This window comes from Collinsella aerofaciens (assembly GCF_015670745.1).
Taxonomy (GTDB): domain Bacteria; phylum Actinomycetota; class Coriobacteriia; order Coriobacteriales; family Coriobacteriaceae; genus Collinsella; species Collinsella aerofaciens_T.
Genome location: NZ_JADPCH010000001.1, coordinates 97,927 through 116,605, shown reverse-complemented (window position 1 = coordinate 116,605; position 18,679 = coordinate 97,927). Strand labels below are relative to the sequence as shown.

The following is an 18,679-nucleotide window of genomic DNA, read 5'->3' as shown; positions in this document are numbered from 1 at the left end:
CGGGCCTCGCAAGAGACCCGGGTTTTGTGTATTGACCGTATATGCGGCGTCTGCCGTGTTTCGCTCAGATCGAGGAGTAGCCATGGATCTGCCCATCAGCTTGCAAGACATCACGTATGCCGAGAACTATCTGGCGCAGGGCGACCTGGCCACGGCGACGCCGCTGTTGGAGCGTCTGGTTGAGCTCGCCGAGGAGTATATCGATGCCGAGTGCAAGACGGAGGAGAACCGCCAGTACTTTAGCTTCGATAGCAAGTTTGAGCGTCTGGCCTACCGCCGCGTGGAAAAGGATCCGCGCGAGCTGGTGCAGGTCGAGGTGCCTTTTGATTGCCTGTATTCCGACATGGCGTATGCCTACATTCGCCAGCAGGATTATGTGAGTGCTCGCAACGCCTTGATGCAGGCCGTGCGCTGGGACCCCATGAACTGCAACTACCGCCTGGATCTGGCCGAGCTGTTCCGTGCGCTCGAGGACAAGCAGGAGTGGGCATCGCTTTCGTTTTCGGTGCTAGAGCGTGCGAGCGACGGCAAGTGCGCCGCCCGCGCCTACGCCAACTTGGGCCAGTATTTCCTTGAACCCGAGACCGAGAACGTCTCGGCGGCTGTGGGTTGCGCGCGTCTGGCGCTGCGCTTGGCCCCTGGCGATGCGCATACGACGCGCCTGCTCAACAAGATCCATACTGCCTATCCGGATGCCGCCGAGGAGAGCGACGAGCACGTGATGGGCGAGCTGAGCCTGCAAGGCGTGCCGACCTCGCCTTCGGCCGAGATTGCCATCTGCCTAATCATGTGTGCGACCGATGCTGCAAGCGACGGCGACAAGCAGGAGGCGACGCGCCTGACGGTCCGTGCCCGCGACCTGGTGGGCGAGGAGGCATGTGCGGCAATCATTAAGCTGGTGCGCGAGAGCGATGCCGAGCTCAACGCCGAGCGCAAGGCAAAGCGTGCAGGCGACGACAAGGGAGCCGACGGCGTCAAGGAGGTCGGCGATGCCCAGTAAGCGCGAGCGCAAGCTCATCTCCAAGAATCGCTCGGCGCATCACGAATACTTTATCGACGAGACGTTCGAATGCGGCATTGAGCTGAGCGGTACCGAGGTCAAGTCGATTCGCGAGCGCGCCTGTCAGATCACTGACACCTTTGCGCTGATTCGTGGCGGCGAGTGCTGGCTGGTGGGCCTGCACATTCACCCTTACAGCCACGGTGGCGTGTGGAACCGTGATCCCGATCGTCGTCGCCGCCTGTTGCTGCATCGCAAGGAGATTGATTTTCTTGACGGCAAACTGCGCAACCGCGGCTATGCGCTGGTGCCGTTGGAGCTCTACTTTAATGCCGATGGTCGCGTAAAGCTGCTGTTGGGCCTGGGTCGCGGTAAGAAGCTCTACGACAAACGCGAGGACATGGCCAAGCGCGACGTTCAGCGCGAGATCGATCGCGCGCTCAAGGAGCGTAACCGCTAGGCGCTCTGTATAAGTTGCGGGGGATTACGGACTGTTTTGCCTGTTTGAGGGGCTATTCAGTCCCTATTTCACCGCAACTGCGGGCGTCTCATCTCCCTTACTGTTCTGACACATATGTCTCAAAGGCGGCGTCCGGTATGGGCGCCGCCTTTTTGTGGGTACATACTTCCGCGAGGTTCCAACCCGGGTTAGGGGAGTGGTCGTTATGGACAAAACTGCGTTCTTTACGATGCCGAGCGGCCTGTATGTGGTGAGTGCTGCGGCCGACGGGCTGCGTGCCGGCTGCGTCATCAACACCGCGGTGCAGGTGACGTCCATGCCGCCGCGCATTTCGGTTGCCGTGAACAAGGAAAATGTCACGTCTGGTGTTATCTCGTCTGCCAAGGCCTTTGCGCTGACCGTGATCGATCAGACGGCCGATATGCTCTACATTGGCAACTTTGGATTCCGTACCAGCAGCGACTATGACAAATTTGCCAAGTACGAGACGCGCGAGACCGCGCTGGGCATGCCCTATGTTCCCGAGCATGCGGCGGCCTTGTTTAGCTGCCGTTTGATCGACACTGTTGACGTGGGCACACATCTGCTCTTTATTGGCGAGGTTGAGGATGCCGAGCGCCTGAGCAACGAGACGCCGTTGACCTACGATTACTACCATAAGGTCCTGAAGGGCAAGACGCCTCCGAAGGCGTCCTCGTATCAAGGCTAGAAATGTTTTAAAAATACTTGCATTATATTATTGAGAATATATACTAATAAGCAAGTACACCAGCAGTCACGTTCGAGAGGAGAACATCATGGCTGAGGAGAAGAAGACGTATAAGTTCGTTTGCGTCGTTTGTGGTTACGAGGTTGAGGTCGATACGCCCGAGCTGCCCGAGGATTACGTGTGCCCGGTGTGCGGCGTCGGCCCCGATCAGTTTGAGCTCGTCGAGGAGTAACTCGCAGGCACACGGCGAAAGCCGAACATAGCTCTGTCCAAGGACCCCGGTCGGATATCCCGGCCGGGGCCCTTTTCCTCCGTCCCCAAGGGATCACGGCTGCTGTTAGCCGATCCTGTCTGTCGTGAGTCCGGCCGACCTTTGGTCTTAATCTGTAACATCTAACGGCTCAAAACGGGTCTTTCTGTTACAGATTGAGACAAAAGGTTGGAGCTGAAGAAATGTCTCGATCCGTAACATCTAGAAGTGGAAATTGGGCCCACTTGTTACAGATCAAGACAAACCAAAACCGTCCGGCAGAAGATCTCAATCTGTAACATCTAGCAGTGAAAACGGGGTCTACGTGTTACAGATTGAGACAAACGGAGCTGTCCCTCGGAATGATCTCGATCTGTAACATCTAGACATCAAAAGCGTGTCTAGATGTTACAGATCGAGACGTTTGCCTGGGTAGGTGCCCCGTCCCATTACATCCCTGTCAACAACACGACATCGAGAATCGTCACGATGGCGCTGATCCCTACGAGCAACGCGTTGAGCGGGCGTGAATTGGCGTATTTGCCCATAACGCGGGGCGAACTGGTGAGCCGTATGAGCACAAAGACCGTAATCGGCAGCTGAAGCGATAGCAGTGCCTGACTCCAAATGAGACCCTCAAAGGGATTCGGGACGACCAGACACGCCGCCACTGCGCCGACGAAACAGGTCGCCACTCCGATCGAGGAATGTCGGTCATGGATGTCGTATTCCTCATCGAACATACCCGCGGTGATGGTGCCCGCCGCCATGCCCGCCGTCACACTACTCGATATGCCCGCAAACAGCAGTGCCACCGCAAAGATGGTCGAGCTTGCCGGGCCCAGAATGGGGGAGAGCGTGGCCGCTGCGACGGCGAGGTCGTCTACGACAATGCCGTGCGCAAAGAAGGTCGTTGCGGCCAGGATGACCATGACCGAGTTGATTGCCCAGCCCACGCCCATCGAAAAGAGCGTGTCGAAGAGCTCGTAGCGCAGACGTTCTTCGATAACCTGCTCGCTTTGGCCTTCGAAGTGCATGGATTGGATGACCTCGGAGTGCAGGAAGAGGTTGTGGGGCATAACGACCGCGCCTAGGACACTTACGATAATCGCTGCCGAGCCGGTGGGCATACTGGGTGTGATCCAGCTTGTGGCGGCTTGCGGCCAGTCGATCTTGACTAGTGCAAGCTCGGCTAAAAACGAAAGTCCCACCACGCCCACGAAGGCGATGATCCAGCGTTCGGCGCGCTTGTAGGAACTCGTCATGAGCATCGCCATCGATACTGCCGCCACGATGATGCAGCCGGCGCGCACGGGCAGTCCAAAGAGCATTTGAAGGGCAATCGCGCCACCCATGACTTCGGCCATGGCGGTGGCGACCGTGGCTAGATACGCGCTGCCGAGTATCGCACGCCCGACGAGGCGGGGCAGGTGGCGCGTCGTGGCCTCGGCAAGACACGTGCCCGTGGCGATGCCCAGGTGCGCCGCGTTGTGCTGCAGCACGATGAGCATGATCGTGGACAGCGTGACGATCCACAGCAGCGCGTAGCCAAACTGCGAGCCGGCGGCCATGTTGGAGGCCCAATTGCCCGGGTCGATAAAGCCGACGGTCACGAGCAGTCCGGGGCCGATATGCCGTGCGATGTCGAGTCCGCCGTGGCCACCGGTGCGTCGGGAGCCAAAGTGATGTTTGAGATGGTTGAGCATGGTGCGCTCCTGCGTGCCGTTTGTTTGACTCCGCAAAGGATACCCGTTTTAGGCCAAACAGTTAACCAAGACTAACAAAATAGCTGTATTTGAATAGGATGAGGAAGGGGGCTGCCGAAATGTCTTGATCTGTAACAACTAGGGATGGAAATTGGGCCTAGCTGTTACAGATCAAGACAGGAAGAAATGGTTCTATGGAAAATCTCGATCTGTAACAGTTAGCTGCAAAAACCGGCCCTTCGTGTTACAGATCGAGACAAACCAAAACTGTCCTGCAGAAAATCTCAAGCTGTAACATCTAAGCGCCAAAACCGGCTCCTCCTGTTACAGATTGAGATGTTTGAAGCGGTGAGCTTACAGGCCGAACTTGGGGCCCTTGTTGTCGTCCTTGAGGTCGGCGGTGTCCACTCGTAGGGTGTGCGTTACGCGATTGTTTCGAAACGGGCGGGAAACACAACGGGCCGGCGATGCACCTAGTATGCCTAGTCAACTGACTGTCTAACACCTAGGGGAGGATCGCGATGCAGGCAGATTCCGCTCAGCAGCAGGGCCTTTATCGCCCCGAATTCGACCACGATGCATGTGGCATCGGCGCGCTTGCCGATATCAACGGCGAGCGCCATCACCAGATTCTGGACGACGCGCTGTCCATTCTGGTCAACTTGGAGCACCGCGGCGGTACGGGACTCGAGAAGAACACCGGCGACGGCGCCGGCATCCTGTTCCAGGTTCCGCATCATTTTTTCCGCAAAGAGGCTCAAAAGTGCGGCCAGATTCTGCCGGCAGAGGGCGACTATGGCGTGGCCATGCTGTTCTTCCCGCAGGACGACAAGGGCGTAGAGGATGCCCGTCGCGTGTTTGAGGAGGGCTGCGCCGAGGCCGGCGTGCCGCTGCTCTTTTGGCGCGAGGTGCCGGTCGACCCGCACGACCTGGGCGAGACAGCCCGCGCCTGCATGCCCACCATCTTGCAGGCTTTCCTGGGCCGTCCGGACGACACGCCCGCCGGCGACGCCTTCGAGCGCCGCCTGTACGTGTGCCGCCGCACCATCGAGAAGAAGGCTGACGCCGAGTTTGCCCTGCGCAACAAGATCTTCTATGTGTGCTCCATGAGCTCGCGCACCATCGTGTACAAGGGCATGCTGGTCGCCACACAGATGCGCAGCTTCTTCATCGACCTCAACGACGCCGCCGTCAAGACGGCCGTGGCGCTCGTACACTCGCGCTACTCCACCAACACCACGCCCAGTTGGGAGCGTGCGCACCCCAACCGCTTTATCATCCACAACGGCGAGATCAACACCCTCAAGGGCAACGTCAACTGGATTCGTGCCCGCGAGCCCAACCTGTACAGCCCCGTGTTGCAGCATGATCTTGAGCGCGTGATGCCCATCATCAACCGTGAGGGCTCCGATTCCGCGATTCTGGACAACGTGCTCGAGTTTTTGGTCATGAACGGTCGCCCGCTTACACGTGCCGCGTCCATGCTGCTGCCCGAGCCGTGGGACCACAACGACAATCTGAGCGAGGAACGCCGCGCCTACGACGCCTACCAGTCCATGCTCATGGAGCCGTGGGATGGCCCGGCGGCCATCGCCTTTACCGACGGTCGCACGCTGGGTGCCGCCCTCGACCGTAACGGCCTGCGTCCCGCCCGCTACTATGTGACGCGCGACGGTCGCTTTATGCTGGCAAGCGAGGTGGGCACCATCGAGGTGAGCCCCGAGAACATCCTGACGAGCGGCTGTCTGGGACCGGGCCAGATGCTCGAGGTCGATTTTGCCCGCGGCCGCGTCATCTACAACGACGAGCTGCGCGCCCGTTACGCCAAGGAAAAGCCCTATCGCGACTGGATCGCCGAGGAGACGCTGACCGTCGACGCGCTCGACAAGCCCGTCGCGCCCACGCCCGCCGAGGATACCGAGGTGCCCGCCGCCGTGCGCATGGCCAAGCTCGGGTATCACTGGGATGATGTTGACGAAGTCGTGCGTCCCATGGCCCAGCAGGGCAAGGCGCCGCTCGCCTCGATGGGTATCGATGCGCCGCTGGCCTGCCTGTCCAAGAAGACGCGCTCGTTCTTCGACTACTTCTATCAGCTGTTCGCCCAGGTCACGAACCCGCCGATCGACGCCCTGCGCGAGCATATGGTCACCTCGACCACGCTCTACCTGGGCAATCACGGTAACCTGCTCGAGGATTCCCGCACGGCCTGTCAGCTGGTGCGCTTGGAGCGTCCGCTGCTGAGCGAGGAGGAGTTCGAGCGTATCTGCGCCATCGACCGCGTGGGCTTTAAGACCCGCCGTTTCCGTGCCGTGTACCGCCGCGACGCCGGCGAGGGCGCGCTGCAGGCTGCGCTCAAGCAGCTTGCAGAGGATGTTGAGGCTGCGGTCCGCGACGGCGTGAACATCGTGGTGTTGAGCGATCGCGCCGCTGCGGGTGAGGTGCCCGTGCCGTCGCTGCTCGCCGTGGGCTGCGTGCACAACCACCTGATCCGCGCCGGCGTGCGTACCTTTGCCGACATCGTGGTGGAGTGCGGCGACGCCGTGTCTCCGCACGACTTTGCGGCACTGGTGGGCTACTCCGCGAGCGGCATCTATCCGTACAACGCACATGCGTGCATCCGCGATCTGGCGGCACGCGGCGACCTGGACGTGACGGCCGAGCAGGGCATCGCCAACTACAACAAGGCTGCGACCGCCGGCATCGTTTCCATCATGTCCAAGATGGGCATCTCCACGGTGCAGAGCTACCATTCGGCGCAGATCTTCGAGGCCGTGGGCTTCACTCCGGAGTTCGTCAACGTGTACTTCGCCGGCACGGTGAGCCGTATGGGCGGTATGGGTGTCGAGGACGTCGAGCGCGAGCAGAATGAGCGCTACGACGCCGCGCTCGCTATCCTTAAGAGCCCGGCTCCCGATCAGCTGCCCACGCTGGGTCTGACCAAGTGGCGCCCGCTCGGCGGCGAGGATCACCTTATCGACCCGCAGACCGTCTACCTGCTGCAGACCGCCTGCCGCGAGGACAGCTACGACACCTTTAAGGAGTACAGCGCCCGCCTGCACCGCACCGGCCGTGCCGTGCGCTTGCGTGACCTGCTGGATTTTAATGCCAACGGTCGCACGCCGGTTTCGCTCGACGAGGTGGAGCCCGCGCTCAACATCGTCCGCCGCTTTAACACCGGCGCCATGTCGTACGGCTCCATCAGCAAGGAAGCACACGAGTGCATGGCCATCGCCATGAACCGCCTGCACGGCCGTTCCAACTCGGGCGAGGGCGGCGAGGACCCGCGTCGCGAGACCCCGCTGGCTAACGGTGACTCCAAGAACTCCGCCATCAAGCAGGTGGCAAGCGCGCGCTTTGGCGTGACGAGCCGCTACCTGTGCAGCGCCTTCGAGATTCAGATCAAGATGGCCCAGGGCGCCAAGCCCGGCGAGGGCGGTCACCTGCCCGGCAAGAAGGTCTACCCTTGGATTGCCGAGGTCCGTCAGTCCACACCCGGTATCGGCCTGATCTCGCCTCCGCCGCACCACGACATCTACTCCATCGAGGACCTGGCGGAGCTTATCTTCGATCTTAAGAACGCCAACCCCGGCGCACGCGTGTCGGTCAAGCTGGTCAGCGAGGCCGGCGTTGGCACCATCGCCACCGGTGTGGCCAAGGGTGCCGCCGACAAGATCTTGATCAGCGGCCACAACGGCGGCTCCGGTGCTGCGGCGCGCGATTCGATCTGGCACGCCGGTCTGCCGCTGGAGCTTGGCCTTGCCGAGGCTCAACAGACGTTGCTGCAAAACGGCCTGCGCTCGCGCGTGGTACTCGAGGCCGACGGCAAGCTCATGGACGGCACCGACGTCGCCGTCGCCTGCCTGCTGGGTGCCGAGGAGTTTGGCTTTGCGACCATGCCGCTCATCTCCATGGGCTGCCTTATGCAGCGCGACTGCCAGCAGGATACCTGCCCGGCCGGCATCGCCACGCAAAACTGCCGCCTGCGTCGCGGCTTCCGCGGCAAGCCCGAGCACGTCGAACACTTTATGCTCTTTGTTGCCGAGCAGCTGCGCGAGGTCATGGCGAGCCTGGGCTTCCGCACCGTCGACGAGATGGTCGGCCATCCCGAGTGCTTGCGCCAGATTGAGGTCCCGGGCAACCGCAAGGCCAACCTGCTCGATCTGTCGCCCGTGCTGGCGAGCGCGACCTGCGAGTTCGGTGCCCACATCCCGGGTGCCGACGGTCGTCACTTCCTGCCGCAGATGGCCGCGGACAGCGAGCTCGACAAGACGCTCGACTCCACGTTGTTTGTGCCCTATACGGCCGATGCCCGTGCGCACCTGCGTCCGATTCGCTTCCGCGCCGATATCGCCAACGTCAACCGTTGCGTGGGCACCATCTTGGGCAACGCGGTGACCAAGGCGCATCCCGAGGGTCTGCCCGCCGGCTCCATCACCATCGATTGCGATGGTTCGGCCGGTCAGAGCTTTGGTGCCTTTCTGCCGCGCGGCATTACGCTCAACGTGTGCGGCGACGCCAACGACTACTTTGGCAAGGGCCTTTCGGGCGGCGAGGTGTCGGTGCGCCCCAACCCGCATGCGACCTACAAGTTCGACGAGAACATCATCGTGGGCAACGTTGCGTTCTTTGGCGCTACGAGTGGCCGCGGCTTCATTAACGGCCTGGCCGGCCAGCGCTTTGGCGTACGCAACTCCGGTGCCACGGTGGTGGTCGAGGGCTGCGGCAACCATGGCTGCGAGTACATGACGGGAGGTCTGGCGCTCATCCTGGGCGAGGTCGGGCAGAACTTCGCCGCCGGCATGACGGGCGGCGTGGCTTACGTCTTTGACCAGTACGGCACGCTCGATGCCCGTGTGAACCACGAGAGCGTTGAGCTTAAAGCCCCGACGGCCGGTGAGCTTGCGCAGATTCGTGCGCTCATCCAGGAGCACGTGGACGCGACGCAGAGCCCGCGCGGTATTAAGCTGCTCTACAGCTTTGAGACGATGAGCAAGCACTTTGTGAAGGTCATTCCAACCGAGTACGAGCGCGTGCTGGCGATTGTCGCCGCCGCCGAGGCCGTGGGCAAGACGCATGCGCAGGCCGAGGAGCTGGCGTTTGACATTGTGACCGGCCGCGCGAGTGCCGCGGATGTCGCTCGCTTTGATGTGGCGGGTGGTGTCGCTGGCGCTGCGCCCGCCACCGCCAGCTCTGTTGCTTCGACCAAGAAGGAGGCGTAAGTGCCATGGGTAAGCCCGGTGCTTTTCTTGATATCGATCGCGTGACCCATGAGCTGCGCCCCGTGGAGGAGCGCAGCCGCGATTTCGATCCGCTGTACGTGGAGCTCGACGACGACGCGCGCCGTGCCCAGGCGAGTCGCTGCATGATGTGCGGTGTGGCGTTTTGTCAGATGGGCGCGAGCTTTGGCAAGGCACGTCCGAGCGGCTGTCCGCTGCACAACCTGATTCCCGAGTGGAACGAGCTGGTGTACCGCGGCCGTTGGGACGAGGCTGCCGAGCGCCTGTCACTCACCTCGCCCATGCCCGAGTTCACGAGTCGCGTGTGCCCGGCGCTGTGCGAGGCCGCATGCAACCTGGGCTCGGTCGATGGCCAGCCCACGACGATCCATGACAACGAGCGCGCGATTAGCGACCATGAGTGGGCAAATGGCGGTCCGCACCGCTTTGAGCCGGCAGGGGAGGGTGCACCCACGGTTGCCGTGGTGGGCTCCGGTCCCGCTGGTCTGGTGGCAGCATGGGAGCTTGCGCGTCGTGGGGCCCGCGTGACTGTGTTTGAGCGCGACGACCGCCCGGGCGGTCTGCTCATGTACGGCATTCCCAACATGAAGCTCGAGAAGTCCGTGGTCGAGCGTCGCGTGGCGCTCATGCGCGAGCTGGGCATTGTGTTCGAGCTGGGTGCTGACGTTACGAACCCTGCGGTGGCGGCCAAGCTCAATGGCTTTGACGCCGTCGTGGTGGCTGCCGGTGCTCGCGCCCCGCGTGGGCTGGCTGCTGAGAATATTGACGCACCCGGCGTGGTGTATGCCGTGGACTACCTGACGGCCTCGACCGTCTCGGTGCTCGATGGCGGCGAGCCTGTCGTCGATGCACACGGCCTGGACGTCGTGGTCATTGGCGGCGGCGATACCGGTAACGACTGCGTGGGCACCGCGGTACGTCAGGGTGCGCGCAGCGTGCGCCAGTTTGAGTTCTTGCCGGCGGCGCCTGATGCGCGCGCGGCGAGCAACCCCTGGCCGCAGTGGCCAAACGTTAAGAAGACCGACTACGGCCAGCAGGAGGCCATCGCTGTCATGGGCGGCGAGATGCGCGCTTGGGGCGTGGATACGCTCGAGGTGCTGCTGGACAAGAAGGGCGCGGCCGCGGGCCTGCGCGTGGTCGATCTGGATTGGTCGGCTGGCAAGCCCGAGCGCATCGCGGGCTCCGAGCACGAGGTGCCGGCCCAGCTGGTGCTCATCGCCTGCGGCTTTACGGGCCCAGAGCACGGTGTGTTCGACGCCGTTGGCGTGCCCGTTGCCACTGCTGGTCGTCCGCTGCCTGTGATGGCCGCCGAGGGCTCGCATCTTGCGGCGCGTGTTGGCGGCGTCGCTGTGGATGCCGCGCCGGTGTATGTTGCCGGTGACGCTCGTAACGGCAGCTCGCTCGTGGTGAACGCTATGGCCGACGCCCTGGCCTGCGCTGCCGAAGTCGCCGACGCGCTGGAGCTGTAAGGTAGTCGCCCACAATCGAATCAACAAGGGCTGTCCCCAACGGCCGGCACATAATGAACGTTCCCAAGTGCCGGCAGCTGGGGACGTTCCTTATGTGTCGGCACCTGGGGACACTCCTTGCGGGTTTGCGAGCGTTTTGCTCGTTTGCCGACGTCTGGCTGCTCGTCCGTTGACGTTTGGGCTCGCGGCGCTTTGCTGTTTTCGTGATGGCTGCGGCCGACCGGATCAAAATCTCTGTATATTTGTCTATGTTTACCTGGGGTTTTGTTTCAGCACGCATATTCGGTCAAGCATTCTGTCAAGTATTTGGTCAGCATTTGGTTTGCAGTCGAGGCCCCGTTTCGTTCGCGCTGGCCGTGAGCATATGACCTCCTCGTAAGCTCAAATCGAGGCCCATCGATTTGAGGAGGATGCCATGACTGACCAGGCTTGCAATCGAGCGCGTTTGGCCGAAGCCGTCGGCAACGATATTGTCGACATGGCTCATTTTTGGATGCTGCGGAAGTTCCAGTTTTTGGAGCCGGCGCGCGAGCAGTTCGAAATTATTGTCGACCCGTGGCTCAGCTATTGCGAGGAGCCTTCGCAAAGCGAAATCATGGCCTACAACATGGCGTTTACCGATTGGCTGCTGTTTGAGCGCCCCTATTATCATGGCGCGACGCTGCTTGAGCTGTATGTGGACGAGCCGCCGGCTTCGCTTTCGCCTGCGTCGCTCAAGCGGCTCGAGCAAGTGCGCGACACGCATTACTTTTCGCGTTTTGGCATTTTGGACAAGGATTCCGCGACTGGCGTGGTCGTGCTGAAGGATACGCGCACCGACCGTCGGTTTGATGTCTACGACCCACATATCGTGCAAAAGGAGCATTGGAACGACGGTGCCATTGCGGTGCGCATCGCGCGCGTCGACGACGTCTGGCTAACGGCGGGACAGCTCTATCTGTATGACATCGCGCGCCTGAGCGACACGACGGTCGACGGGCCGGGCGCGGTGCATCCCGAGGACCTAGAGGACGGTTTCGACACCTCGTGCATCAGCTTCTTCTTACGGCTGGTCCGCGACATCATGGGCGCCCAGGGGCGGTACGTGAAGTCGCTCAACATCTACGAGCAGGAGTGGGAGTAGGGGATGTGACTGGCGTCGCCCTGCTGCCCTGACTTTGTCTCAATCTGTAACGTTTGGCGGCTGTTTGGGCCCGTAACTGTTACAGATTGAGACGGAAGGTTGGCGGCTGCCGAAAGATCTTGTTCTGTAACAACTAGAGGCTCAAAGACTGTCTTCCTGTTACAGATCAAGACATTTGTCAGCGGAGGCAACGGTGACGATGGTCCATTTGTCTGACGTGGTGGTGATGAAAGTGCCTAATACCGTTCTCAAACACAAACATGCGACTCGCAACACGTTGGCGCGGAATAGGATGCTCGCGCGGCTCGCGGAGACGGCCAAGCAAGGTGCGCTGCTCGCAACGCATGACAATACCGAGCTCATGTGGCTGCGACGCCATGTTGGAACCGACGATATCGCGGAGCCCGAGCCGTACCTGTTCTGTTTTCAGCATGATTGGGATGCATTGACGCCGGCGGAGCGAGCGCTGAGGACTATCAAAGGGCTTGCGAAATTTCATCCCGATTGGGCGTTTTGGGGATATGACGCCGCGCTGATATGGGGTCTGGAGGTGCCGAATGATCTGCTCGGGCCGCGTTTCCTTGTTAAGACTTGCTGTTCGGTGACGTTGAGCGGCGGGTGCAGGTTGTTGCGTCCGCAGATGGCGGGCACACTCGAGCATGTTGATGGCGTGCGGGTGACGTCGTTTTGGCGCACGGTGGAGGATTGCCTACTGCGCGCGCCGTTCTCCTACGGGTTGGCGATTGCCGATTCTGCACTGCGGGCAAAAAGCGTATCACGTGGGGATTTGTGCGAGCGCCTCCGCGCCGATTGCGAGGGCAAGCGAGGGTATCGCAGGGCACAGGTGATTGCGTCGTATGCGGACGGGCTGTCTGAAAACGGCGGCGAGTCTCGGTTCCGAGCATTCTTTATTGCGTACGGTTTTCCGGTTCCGGAGCTGCAGGTGGAGTTTCGCGACCCGCTCGATCCGAGCCAGGTGTTTCGCGTCGACTATTTTTGGCGGCTCGAGGACGGGACGTGTGTCATCGGCGAGCTCGACGGAAAGGGGAAGTACACCTTGCAGAGCGGCGAGGGTCGGGAGTCGGTTGACCCATTCGTGGCAGAGCGTCAGCGGGAATCTCATCTGACAATGCTCGGGCACAAGGTGCTTCGGTTTACGTTTGATGAGCTCAAGAATCCGGGGAAGCTGGTTGAGAAGATGAGGTTAGCGGGTATTCCGCGACGGCCCGATTTGGCTGAGGAGTGGAGACGTCAGTGGTATGGGCGCTGAGAGGTTTTGTCTCGATCTGTAACATCAAGGGGCCTAATAACCCTGTACCTGTTACAGATCGAGACATTTCCCTGGTGTCGCTGGGGTGGGACTGCAACGTGTTCCGTCTCCCCACATCCCCTCTTCCTTCCGTTAACCGATGCGTCTGCAGCAATCCAGCGGGACTAGGTGATAATGGACAAATGTTCAAGTTAATCGTGAGGGAGGAGCTCGATATGGCATCTGCCGATCGTTCCACGTTGTTTATCAATGCGACCATTCTGGATGGTTCGGAGCATATGGAGCCGCAGCCCGATATGGCCGTTACTGTTGAGCGCGGCATCATCACCTGGATGGGGCCGAGTGCTGTGGCGCAGGCGCCCGCGGGCGCCGAGGTTATCGACCTGGGTGGTGCGTATCTCATGCCCGGTCTCATCAATATGCACGTGCACCTGTGCGGCTCGGGCAAGCCTGTCTCGGCCGGCGATGCGGGAGCGCTGATGAAGAAACTCGATAATCCCGTGGGCCGTGCCATCGTCCGCCGCATCCTCAAGGGCAGTGCCCAGCAGCAGCTGGCAAGCGGCGTGACCACGGTGCGCGGCGCGGGCGACCCGTTGTTTGCCGACATTGCCGTGCGCGACGCTATCGACGCCGGCAAGTATCAGGGTCCGCGCCTGGTAGCGCCGGGAACGGGCGTCACGGTGCCGGGCGGCCATGGCGCGGGCTTGTTCGCCCAGGTGGCCAACAGCCCCGTCGAGGCAGCCGAGCAGGTGAGAGACCTGTATGCGCGCGGCGCCGACGTCATTAAGCTGTTCGTAACGGGCGGTGTGTTCGATGCGACCGAGGTGGGTGAGCCGGGCGTGCTGCGTATGCCGGTGGAGGTTGCCGCGGCGGCGTGCAAGGCGGCGCACGAGATGGGCCTGCCGGTTATGGCTCATGTCGAGAGCACCGAGGGCGTGAAGGCCGCGCTTGAGGCCGGGGTCGACACGATCGAGCACGGCGCTCCGTTGACGCCCGAGATCCTGGAACTGTACCGCGGCGCCGCGGGCACGCAGCTTGAGGGGCGTGCGCCCAGCGTGACCTGCACCATCAGCCCGGCGCTGCCGTTTGTATTGCTCGATCCGGAGAAGACTCATTCGACTGACACGCAAAAGAAGAACGGCGACATCGTGTGCTTGGGCATCATCGAGAGCGCTCGTGCCGCACTGGAAGCCGGTATCAAGGTAGGTCTGGGCACGGACTCGAGCTGCCCGTTTGTGACGCAGTACGACATGTGGCGTGAGGTGGCCTATTTTGCCAAGTACGTGGGCGTGAGCAATGTGTTTGCGCTGCATACGGCCACGCAGGTCAATGCCGAGCTGCTGGGGCTGGGCGACGAGACCGGCACGATCGAGTGCGGTAAGGCCGCCGATATCCTGGTGACGCGCAAGAACCCGCTCGATGACCTGTGCGCCCTGCGTGAGCCGGCGTACGTGATGTGCCGTGGTGATCTGGTGCGCAAACTCAAGGTGAAGCGTATTCCCGAGGTGGACGCCGAGCTCGACACGATTATGGCCATGCCGTCCGAGGCACTGGCCGAGGAGCTCGCCCGCGACGGCGTGGCATAGGCGTGACAAAGGGGCAATCCCTTTGTCATAATCAAAAAAGCCGAGGTCTCAGTGCGAGGCCTCGGCTTTTATTTGTCCCATGGTATGGCGGCTAGGAGCGCGTCTCCATCTTGGCGTGGCACTTGGGGCAGGTGACGCGGATCTTGCCCTTGCCCTTGGGGACGGAGAGCATCTGGCCGCAGTTGGGGCACTTGAGATAGGCCGTGGTCTTGCGGCCCTTCCACATCTTCTTGGCTGTGCGCTTGGCACGTTCAAAGTCTTCCTTGCTAGTACCGGCTGCGCGCGAGGCGTTGGCCGCTGCAGCTCCGCCGCCCAAGCTGGCGACGAACTTGCCCAAGCCGGGAACATTGGCGGTCGTGGCGACAAAGGCCTCGTTCTCCTTGCGACGTGCGTCGATATTTTTGGACAGGCCGCGCAGCACGCCAATCACGATTACGGCGATGGCAATCCAGCTGAGCCACTGGATGCGGGCTATCGATCCGATCATCGCGATGACGATGCCGGCAAAACCCATCACGATGGTGAGTTCATCGGCACCATTGCGACCCTTCATAAAGTCATTCATGCAAATTGCCTTTCATTCGATATACCGCACGCCTTTATACCCGATTTAGAGCAAGGGGGACAGGTTAATCTGCACCAATGTGGTGCAAACATACCTGTCCCCGGAATACCAAGACGGTGCAAAGAAGTCTGTCCCCAATGCCCCAATTACTTGGAGAGCTTGTCGACGACGCGTTCGATTTCGGCGAGCTTGGCGGCTTTGAGGTCTTCGTCGCCCGATTCGATTGCCGAAGTCACGCAGCCCTCGATATGCGCCTTGAGCACGTCGGCGTTAATGCGCGCGAGGAGCGCCTGTGTGGCCATGAGCTGCGTGGAAATATCGACGCAATAGCGGTCCTCATCGACCATCCGCAAGATGCCGTCGATCTGGCCGCGTGCCGTCTTGAGCATGCGGGTCACCGATTTGTGGTCTGCCATCATGGCGGGTCCTCGTTTCTGGTCGATCTTCCGGATGCCCCCGTCAGTTGCGGTGAAATACGGACCGTTTAAAGGCCTAGGGCGGCTCAACAGTCCGTATTTCACCGCAACTTCTGAGGATTGAGTAGGCGGCGTCTGTTACGCGGCGGTCACGGACAGGGCGTGGAACTTCTCGCCGGCGGCCTCGACGGCGGCGGCGAGCTGCTCGGCGGTCACGGTGTCGGCGCACTCTACCTGGACGGTCTGGGTCTCATGGTCGGCGTCGGCGTCGGTCACGCCGGCCACGTTGAGCAACGCCGTCTCGACGGTGGCGTCGCAGTGGCCGCACATGAGGCCGGAAGTCTTGATTGTGTAACGCATGGGTGTACTCCTTATCGATTGAGAATATCTGACAGTTTAGTCGTGAACAGCGTCATCTTAAAGGTGTGCTGAGGTGCCCGAGATTGCCCCGAAAGAGGAGCGAAGCGTACTTGGGTACGCGAGCGACGGTTTGAGGGGCAAGGTCGGGTGCTTCAGCGCGCCGTCTTGGGCTTAAAGGATTTCAGGCGCAGTGCATTGGACACGACGCACACGCTCGACAGGCTCATGGCCGCGGCGCCGAACATCGGCGAGAGTTGCCAACCGGTGAGGGGGAAGAACAGGCCCGCCGCCAGCGGAATGCCGATGCCGTTGTAGAACAGTGCCCAGAACAGGTCCTGCTTGATGTTGCGGATTGTGGCACGTGACAGCTCGATGGCGCGGGCGACGTCCATGGGGTCGCTGCGCATGAGTACCACGTCGGCGCCCTCCTTGGCGATGTCGGCGCCGGTGCCGATGGCAAGGCCCACGTCGGCGCGCGCCAGGGCGGGGGAGTCGTTGATGCCGTCGCCCACCATGGCGACCTTGCTGCCCGCATCCTGCAGTTCGCGCACATGGCGCTCCTTGTCGGCGGGGAGGACGTCGGCGATGACCTGCTTGCTGTTCAGTCCCACGCGGTGGGCGATTGCTTCGGCTGTCACGCGGTTATCGCCGGTGAGCAAGCGCACGTCGACGCCAAGCGAGCGCAGCGCGGCGATGGCCTCGGCGCTCGTCTCCTTGACCTCGTCAGCCACGGCAATGGTGCCGGCAAGCTCGCCGTTCTTGGCAAAGAACAGCGGCGTCTTGCCCTCGGCGGCAAATTGCTCGGCAAGACCCGCGGGCACGGTAACGCCCAGCTCGTTCATCAGGCGTACGTTGCCGGCTGCAATGGCGTTTTGCCCCTCGCGCGCCGTAACGCCTCGCCCGGGCGCGGCGGCAAAGTCCTCGACCATGCGCGCGACAATTCCGCGTGTCTCGCACTCGGCCATAATCGCCTCGGCCAGCGGGTGTTCGCTCGAGCGCTCCAGCGCGGCAGCGAGCTTGAGCAGCGCCTTTTCGCTCATGGCGGGCGATCCGTCGGCGCGCGTGGCTACCACGATATCGGTCACGGCAGGCTTGCCGCGAGTGACCGTGCCCGTCTTATCGAGCACCACGGTGCCCACGCTGCGCAGGTTCTCCAGCGCCTCGGCGCTCTTAAACAGAATGCCCATCTCGGCGCCCTTGCCGGTGCCCACCATAATAGCGACGGGCGTGGCCAGGCCCAGCGCGCACGGGCAGCTGATCACCAACACGGCTACGGCGGAGGTGAGTGCCTCGTTCACGCTGCCGGTCAGCGCCATCCACGCCACAAAGGTCACGGCCGAGATCGCAAACACCGCGGGCACGAACACGCCGGCGACCTTGTCGGCCAGGCGGGCGATGGGCGCTTTGGTGGCATTGGCGTCCTCGACGAGCTGAATGATCTTGGCAAGCGACGTGTCGGCGCCCACGCGTGTGGCACGGAAGGTAAACGATCCGGTGCGGTTGACGGTGGCGGCGTTGACGGTGTCGCCGGCGGTCTTTTCCACGGGGATGGACTCGCCGGTGAGCGCGCTCTCGTCCACGGCCGAGCTGCCCTCGAGCACCACGCCATCGACGGGGATGGACTCGCCGGGGCGCACACGCAGCACCTGACCGGGCAGAATGGCATCGACGTCGACGGTGGCCTCGGTACCGTCCTCGGCCACGACGGTCGCGGTCTTGGGCGCCAGGTCAATGAGCGCCTCGATGGCGCCGCCGGTCTTGGATTTGCTGCGTGTCTCGAGGTATTTGCCCACGGTGACGAGCGACAGGATCGTGCCCGCACTCTCAAAATACAGGTTGTCCATGCCCGTCATCATGGCCTCGTGGACCTGGCCCGCGGCCAGCTGGTCGGCCATGATAAACATGGCGTAGAGTGACCAGGCAATGGACGCGGTGGCGCCGACGGCGATGAGGGCGTCCATGGTGGGCGCGCCGTGCGCGAGCGATTTAAACCCGTTGATAAAGTACGCGTCGTTGACGTAGACGATGGGGATGAGCAGGACGAGCTCGGTGAGCGCGAGCGTCATGCTGTGGGTATGGTCGGTGAAGACACCGGGCAGCGGCCAGCCAAGCATGTGCCCCATGCCTATGTAGAACAGCGGGATGAGGAAGATGATCGAGATGATGAGGCAGGTGCGCATGGCGGAGGCGGCGGCCTCCAGCTTTTTGGTCGGCGACTCCATATGGGCTGCGCCAGACCTGGTCTGCGAGCTGCCGCTTTGGACAGCGTCGGTGCCCGTGCTGATGGGCGAGGCCGAGTAGCCCGCGCGATCGACAGCGGTGCAGATATCGTCGGGGGTGACTTGCGCGGGGTCATAGTCGACCATCATGGAACCGGCGAGCAGGTTGACCGCGACGCTTTGGACGCCGTCGAGTTTGCTCACGGCGCGATCCACATGCGCTTGGCACGCGGCGCACGTCATACCGCCCACGTCGAACTTATCTTGAGCCATGGCTTCTCCTTTCTGTAGTTCGGTGTTGGAATTGTT

14 protein-coding genes are annotated in these 18,679 nt (G+C 61.9%); 9 read left to right on the top strand and 5 right to left on the bottom strand.

Features of this window, described 5'->3' with window-relative positions; genetic code table 11:
- Positions 1 to 82 precede the first annotated feature (82 nt).
- The 4 genes from I4W07_RS00425 to I4W07_RS00410 all read left to right on the top strand — a co-directional run bounded on the left by I4W07_RS00425 (position 83) and on the right by I4W07_RS00410 (position 2,401).
- Positions 83 to 1,000: a tetratricopeptide repeat protein gene (locus tag I4W07_RS00425; RefSeq protein WP_196025255.1), complete on the top strand. Its 918-nt coding sequence runs from the start codon at positions 83 to 85 to the stop codon at positions 998 to 1,000.
- Positions 990 to 1,460 carry an SsrA-binding protein SmpB gene (gene smpB, locus I4W07_RS00420; RefSeq protein WP_196025254.1) on the top strand — a complete coding sequence of 157 codons (471 nt, stop codon included), beginning with the start codon at positions 990 to 992 and terminating at the stop codon, positions 1,458 to 1,460. Before I4W07_RS00425 ends, smpB begins: the two co-directional genes overlap by 11 nt.
- Positions 1,461 to 1,665: 205 nt before the next feature.
- The gene (locus I4W07_RS00415; RefSeq protein ID WP_196025253.1) at positions 1,666 to 2,169 is read left to right on the top strand and encodes a flavin reductase family protein; all 504 of its coding nucleotides are present in this window, start codon (positions 1,666 to 1,668) and stop codon (positions 2,167 to 2,169) included.
- Positions 2,170 to 2,257: 88 nt separating this feature from the next.
- On the top strand, positions 2,258 to 2,401 hold the full coding sequence (locus tag I4W07_RS00410; protein ID WP_055251878.1) for a rubredoxin-like domain-containing protein: 144 nt from the start codon (positions 2,258 to 2,260) through the stop codon (positions 2,399 to 2,401).
- 467 nt (positions 2,402 to 2,868) lie between these two features.
- Here I4W07_RS00410 and I4W07_RS00405 read toward each other — a convergent pair whose 3' ends face one another.
- Complete coding sequence (locus I4W07_RS00405) at positions 2,869 to 4,125, bottom strand: Nramp family divalent metal transporter (protein ID WP_196025252.1); 1,257 nt, start codon at positions 4,123 to 4,125, stop codon at positions 2,869 to 2,871.
- Between the two features lie 521 nt (positions 4,126 to 4,646).
- On the opposite strand from I4W07_RS00405, the gene gltB reads away from it, so the two are divergent.
- From gltB to I4W07_RS00380, 5 genes are all read left to right on the top strand, one after another.
- Entirely contained in the window at positions 4,647 to 9,344 is a 4,698-nt protein-coding gene (gltB, locus tag I4W07_RS00400) for a glutamate synthase large subunit (protein ID WP_196025251.1), read from the top strand.
- A 5-nt stretch (positions 9,345 to 9,349) separates the two neighbouring features.
- The gene (locus tag I4W07_RS00395) at positions 9,350 to 10,831 is read left to right on the top strand and encodes a glutamate synthase subunit beta (RefSeq protein WP_055285688.1); all 1,482 of its coding nucleotides are present in this window, start codon (positions 9,350 to 9,352) and stop codon (positions 10,829 to 10,831) included.
- A 415-nt stretch (positions 10,832 to 11,246) separates the two neighbouring features.
- Complete coding sequence (locus I4W07_RS00390; RefSeq protein WP_196025250.1) at positions 11,247 to 11,954, top strand: hypothetical protein; 708 nt, start codon at positions 11,247 to 11,249, stop codon at positions 11,952 to 11,954.
- Between the two features lie 193 nt (positions 11,955 to 12,147).
- Positions 12,148 to 13,224: a hypothetical protein gene (locus tag I4W07_RS00385; RefSeq protein WP_196025249.1), complete on the top strand. Its 1,077-nt coding sequence runs from the start codon at positions 12,148 to 12,150 to the stop codon at positions 13,222 to 13,224.
- Between the two features lie 215 nt (positions 13,225 to 13,439).
- Positions 13,440 to 14,810, top strand: coding sequence for an amidohydrolase family protein (locus I4W07_RS00380; protein WP_230317397.1), 1,371 nt, complete (start codon positions 13,440 to 13,442; stop codon positions 14,808 to 14,810).
- 91 nt (positions 14,811 to 14,901) lie between these two features.
- Here the strand turns inward: I4W07_RS00380 and I4W07_RS00375 are convergent, their stop codons facing one another.
- From I4W07_RS00375 to I4W07_RS00360, 4 genes are all read right to left on the bottom strand, one after another.
- Positions 14,902 to 15,375 carry a hypothetical protein gene (locus I4W07_RS00375; RefSeq protein WP_196025247.1) on the bottom strand — a complete coding sequence of 158 codons (474 nt, stop codon included), beginning with the start codon at positions 15,373 to 15,375 and terminating at the stop codon, positions 14,902 to 14,904.
- Positions 15,376 to 15,521: 146 nt separating this feature from the next.
- Positions 15,522 to 15,791, bottom strand: a complete 270-nt coding sequence (locus I4W07_RS00370; RefSeq protein WP_229066831.1) for a metal-sensing transcriptional repressor — start codon at positions 15,789 to 15,791, stop codon at positions 15,522 to 15,524.
- A gap of 138 nt (positions 15,792 to 15,929) precedes the next feature.
- Entirely contained in the window at positions 15,930 to 16,151 is a 222-nt protein-coding gene (locus I4W07_RS00365) for a heavy-metal-associated domain-containing protein (protein WP_055310331.1), read from the bottom strand.
- A gap of 152 nt (positions 16,152 to 16,303) precedes the next feature.
- Entirely contained in the window at positions 16,304 to 18,643 is a 2,340-nt protein-coding gene (locus tag I4W07_RS00360) for a heavy metal translocating P-type ATPase (protein WP_196025246.1), read from the bottom strand.
- Positions 18,644 to 18,679 lie beyond the last annotated feature (36 nt).